Source organism: Nocardia aurea (assembly GCF_003123685.1).
In the GTDB taxonomy this organism is placed as follows: Bacteria; Actinomycetota; Actinomycetes; order Mycobacteriales; family Mycobacteriaceae; genus Nocardia; species Nocardia aurea.
Genome location: NZ_QCYJ01000182.1, coordinates 1 through 1,295 on the forward strand (window position 1 = coordinate 1; position 1,295 = coordinate 1,295).

2 protein-coding genes are annotated in these 1,295 nt (G+C 74.2%); both read right to left on the bottom strand.

Annotated elements, in window-relative coordinates; all coding sequences use genetic code 11:
- Positions 1-362: sigma-70 family RNA polymerase sigma factor (locus tag DAT37_RS43665; protein WP_157979015.1), on the bottom strand; the 362-nt coding region annotated here is incomplete at its 3' end.
- A gap of 66 nt (positions 363-428) precedes the next feature.
- On the bottom strand, positions 429-1,295 hold an 867-nt coding region (locus tag DAT37_RS43670), incomplete at its 5' end, for an NADP-dependent oxidoreductase (RefSeq protein WP_109530865.1).

Below are 1,295 nucleotides of genomic sequence, written 5' to 3' on the forward strand. Positions count from 1 at the left end.
TCCTCGGCGCCCGCGCCCACCACCGCGTCGGGCACGGGCTCCAGCCACGGCACCTCGGACCGCTCGGTCAGGGGCGCGGTCGCCTCGGCGCTCGGCGCGCCCAGCCCCGTGGGCATCGGCCGCCTGCCGCGGCTGTCGAGCGCGGTGAGGCAGGCCGTGGTGGCGATGCGATAGAGCCAGGTGCGCAGCGAAGAGCGCCCCTCGAAGCCGTCGTAGGCGCGCCAGGCGCGCAGATAGGTCTCCTGGACCAGGTCCTCGGCGTCGTGCACCGAGCCGAGCATGCGATAGCAGTGCGCCAGCAACTCGCGCCGGAGCGGGTCAGCCAGCTTGAGGAAGTCCTCGTTCGGTGGCCTGTCGGTCATACCCCCTGTATATGCGGCGCCACTGACAAAGCGATGAGTGGCCGCGGCCGGCACCCGCTGAGCCTGTCATGGGACGGCTAGGACGATCTTGCCGGTGGTGTGGCCGGACTCGCCCAGTTCGTGTGCCTTGGCCGCGTCCGCCAGCGGCAGCACGGCCGCGATCTCGGATCGCAGCCGGTCGGCCTCCGCCAGGGCGACCAGCGCGCGCAGTGCGGCGTGGTCGGGTTCGACCAGCATGGCCGCCGAGCGGATGCCCCGCCGCGCGGCCTCCTCGTGCAGGCCGGGGTCAAGGAGGGAGAGGGTGAGCGAGACGATCGTGCCTCCCTCGCGCAGCGTCCGCAGGGAGCGCGGGCCGTAGTCGCCGCCCATGGTGTCGATCACGGCGTCCATGCCGCGCACCACCTCGGCGAAGTCCTGGGTGCGGTAGTCGACCAACTCGTCCGCGCCGAGGCCGCGCAGGAAGTCGTGCTTCGCGGCGCTGGCCGTGCCGATGACATGGGCGCCGCGGGCCTTGGCGATCTGTACGGCGAAGTGCCCCACGCCGCCCGCCGCCGCGTGCACCAGCACCCGGCTGCCCGCCCGCACCCCCGCGGTGTCGACCAGCGCCTGCCAGGCGGTGAGCGCCGCGAGCGGGATCGCGGCGGCGTGCACGTGGTCGATGCCCGCGGGCTTGCGGGCGAAGTGCCGCGCGGGCGCCGTCACGTACTCCGCGTACGCCCCATGCCCCAGCGGGTAGCGCAGCATGCCGAAGACCTCGTCGCCCGGCTTGTGGATGGTGGTGCCCAGGCCGACGGCCTCGACCACGCCCGAGACGTCCCAGCCCAGCGTGAACGGCGGCGGCCCCAGCAGCCCGCCGTTGGTCCGGTGCTTCCAGTCGGTGGGGTTGACCCCGGCGGCGCGCACCCGCACGAGCGCCTCGGTCGGCCCCGGCTC